Source organism: Cyanobacteriota bacterium, from assembly GCA_025054735.1.
In the GTDB taxonomy this organism is placed as follows: domain Bacteria; phylum Cyanobacteriota; class Cyanobacteriia; order SKYG9; family SKYG9; genus SKYG9.
Genome location: JANWZG010000410.1, coordinates 1 through 3477, shown reverse-complemented (window position 1 = coordinate 3477; position 3477 = coordinate 1). Strand labels below are relative to the sequence as shown.

Annotated in this window: 5 protein-coding genes; 1 reads left to right on the top strand and 4 read right to left on the bottom strand. The window is 49.6% G+C overall.

The features are described from left to right. On the bottom strand, positions 1-365 hold a 365-nt coding region (locus tag NZ772_15975; GenBank protein ID MCS6815053.1), incomplete at its 3' end, for an SDR family NAD(P)-dependent oxidoreductase. 389 nt (positions 366-754) lie between these two features. Here NZ772_15975 and NZ772_15970 point away from each other — a divergent pair. Next, positions 755-2281 (top strand): Ycf66 family protein, encoded by a 1527-nt coding sequence (locus NZ772_15970; GenBank protein MCS6815052.1) that lies wholly within the window; start codon positions 755-757, stop codon positions 2279-2281. Here the strand turns inward: NZ772_15970 and NZ772_15965 are convergent. From NZ772_15965 to NZ772_15955, 3 genes are all read right to left on the bottom strand, one after another. After that, entirely contained in the window at positions 2245-2517 is a 273-nt protein-coding gene (locus tag NZ772_15965) for a DUF3143 domain-containing protein (GenBank protein MCS6815051.1), read from the bottom strand. The genes NZ772_15970 and NZ772_15965 overlap by 37 nt on opposite strands. Further along, positions 2498-3061 (bottom strand): J domain-containing protein, encoded by a 564-nt coding sequence (locus NZ772_15960; protein ID MCS6815050.1) that lies wholly within the window; start codon positions 3059-3061, stop codon positions 2498-2500. Before NZ772_15960 ends, NZ772_15965 begins: the two co-directional genes overlap by 20 nt. Before the next feature lie 27 nt (positions 3062-3088). After that, positions 3089-3477 (bottom strand): polymerase (locus NZ772_15955; GenBank protein ID MCS6815049.1); only part of this gene is annotated, 389 nt, incomplete at its 5' end.

Below are 3477 nucleotides of genomic sequence, written 5' to 3'. Positions count from 1 at the left end.
AGCGTGCGAGTGACGTAGAGCAAGCCTTTGATGTTGGTGTCAATCATTTCCTCCCAGTCATCGATACTTGCCTCTTGAAATGGCTCTAATCCACGACTCAAGCCAGCATTGTTGATCAACACATCCACTGCATCCCAGGGCTTGGGCAGATGAGAGAGAGCGGTCTCCACCTGAGCACGATCGCGCACATCCAGTTGGAGCAAGTGACTTTCAGTACCAAATTGTTGGGCTAACTCAGCAGCTAGTGCCTCTAGGCGATCTCGTCGGCGAGCAGCCAGTATCAGTCGCATCCCTTCACGGGCGAACACCCGTGCGCAGCTTTCCCCAATGCCACTACTGGCACCTGTAATCAAGACTGTTCTCATGATTCACCTCATGGTCTACTGATAATCTTTACTGTTGTTTAGTAACAATTGATACATGATTTAAGCTGTTGTATTCTAACTGTAGCGCTAGTAAAGCTGGTTTGGATGCTGCTATCCAAGGATAATAGCTAGCATGGGAATTAATACTATTTCTCCCGAAGCCAGCTACATAACCTATTAGTTCGTAGCCAGGACTTAGTGTTACAACAGGCTATCTGTAGCGATAGGTAGGGGAATTAGTGTTAAGAGCATTGTCTTCTGCGAGTAATTTGATGGTTGAGTACCTCTGGTTTAAGCTTTGCTAAATTTGCCTACGATGCCGTTAATCATGCCAAAACTTCAGTAGTGTGGTTTATGTTGGCAAAACTGCAACTATCGAGAAAAAAATCATGCTGGCGCAACTTCTAGCAATCATTGTGGGTATCGGCAGTTTTGTACTATTTACCGATGCCTTTCTCTTTCCTGAAGTCCATCGCAAGGGTGACTTTACCTGGAGTGGTGTAGGCTTTGTCTATGCTCTAGTCCTGTGGGTATGTGCAGGCCAGTTCACAGGTGGGATCCTACTTGGACAGGTAGCTGGTGTAGCGTTCTTGGGCTGGTTAGAATGGCAGATGATTTCGTTGCGATGGCAGGGGATTGCGCCAGATTATCGAGCACGGGCATCTAGTCTAGGAGCAATTTTGGTAAAGACGGCTAGTCAGTTACAACAGATCGGGCGCAGCGTGGTTGATCGCACTCCTAGCCCCAAATCTAAACCGCTGTCTGAACCTGTAGCTGGGTCTACTACAGTGGCAACGGCTGTATCCGCTACGGATGCTATTACGGATGCTATGGATAGCCATGGGGATGTTGCTGCTGAGCTAGAGGCTTTTCATCAGCAGGACGATCGTCAGCCCGTTATGGAAACCCCATCGATGGAAACCCCATCGGTAGAGGTTGATGATGCTGTGGAACCATCGGTAACTGGTAATGTTGCTAAGGCAGAGATGACCAGCACAGACGCTTCTGAACTGGAAACTGAAGCAGTTACTAACGAAGCAGCACCGATCGCATCTGAGGCTGAAGCAGTACCATCTAATGACCACGCCGATGACAGTGAATGGTTACAAGCAGAGACCATACCAGCCGCCGTTGAGGTACCTGCCGCAGACGGAGAAGCTGAAGCCCCAATCGCAACTCCGATGCCAGCTAAACCAGTTGGTTTCTTGACTCAGCTTACCAATGGCTGGCAGCAACTATTAATTAATTTGGGACTAAAGAAAAAGTCTCGTCCTATGATTGTGCTCGATCGCACACCTAAAACCCCACCTACACCGGAGATGGATCCACAAGCTGACCAGCCTGACACATCAGAACCATCAGCAGTCCCTGGAGTTGAAGAGTCGATAGACGTTGCAAATCTAGCTAGCGACCCTGAAGCAACTACTACTGACGATTTACAGGAAGCCACTGATGGATCTGATGATGGATCTGATAACCGCGATCCAGTTCCTGAAGCAGAGTCAACAGAGACAGAACTGTCCAGTGCCAGTGAAACATTGGAGCAGGCTACTGAAATCACACATCCTGATACGGACACTGATACAGACACCGATACGGACACAGATGTTGAAGCAGTTGAAGCGGCTGAAATGCCTACTCCTTCCTCCGAGATTGAACCAGTGGACGAGACCCCTGAAGTTGCGACGGTGGATGTGGCTGATATTTTCCCAGATGAGGAGGTAGAGGCTAGTGCCAGCAATGCTTCTGAGCCTGTGGCTGCCCATTCAGATGAATCAGGCAGCTCGGTCACCACTTCTGAGCAGGCTAGCTTGAATTTGTCGGTCGACACCCACGTTGATACTCCTGGGGTGGATAACCAGCCTAATGAGGAGTCTATTCAAGGCCCCGAAAATACGGCATCTTCTATGTCTTGACGGCTGAGAGAGTAGGGGAAGGCCCGCTGGATGTCTCGTCCGTCACTTCCGGCTTTGAGATAGCGCACTGTTAACTCTTCCCGATCTAGCCACAGCTCGGCCCGCCAATCGGGATATTCCACCGTCCAGCAGTGACGTTGTTCACTGTCTTGTTTGCACCCCTTTGCTTCTAGCCAGCGTTCAATGGCTGGTAAGGGATGGTTGTAAAGTGGTGTATCAGCAGTTGGTGTTGTCATAGGCCTTATAATTTGCAGTGAGCTGTACAGTAATGCTTACAGAAGCAAATGATAGCGGGTGTACGCTGGAATAGGCGGGAGTATTGCCACGCAGAATGCCGATCGCGATCGCAAGCAATAGGCAGGCTACTAAAGACACTGCCATGATAAACAGCGCAAACACTTCACCAGAGGATAGGGGACGGTCATTAGGATCCAGATATGCCGAGGATTTTCGGGGTGGAGTTGGCTTCGTGGTCAGGCTAGAGGTTGCCATGGTGCGCAGAAGGATCTGACTAAGCTGACGATCGTAGGCACGCCGACTGTCAGGGTCGTTGAGGACGTTATAGGCTTCGTTAAGTTGCCGAAACTTAGCAGTAGCGTAGGCAGTAGGCAAATTAGTGGTATCCGGATGGTAGAGTTTGCTCAACTCTCGATAGACTCGGCGAATGTCCTCGATCGAGGCTGTTATAGGTAGCTGCAATACCGCATAGTAATTCTCTGCTTGGAGTCGGTTGTCAGTGAGTGAAGTCCCTTGCTGGGATGACCCTGGTTGCTCTCCCATAGCCAATTACTGAGATGCTGTTCTTAGTCAGTGCTCCTTTATTCTAGCCCAGGGAGTTTGTGTAACTACGCCAGCTATGGCAGACAATAGTAACCATCCCATAGCATTCACTCGGACATCGAGAGCTGTGACATCAAAGCAGTTGAAGAGGATGCAATTGCCGAAGGCCAGCACATAGGCTAACAGGATGAGTCGATCGCCTAGATCAGTTCTAGGAACTGGTGGTAGATCTTGGCGCAACAGAATTACTGCCCTAGCCAGAATCCAGCCAACTAGCCCACATAGTAGCAGCGTTGCTGGGATACCAATTTCGGCAGTGAACATGAGAAAAATGTTGTGGGGATGACCCAGATAAGTGTGGGTATGGTCAAGGTAAAGAGGGGTAAAGTTACGCAATCCCCAGCCAGTGAAAGGAC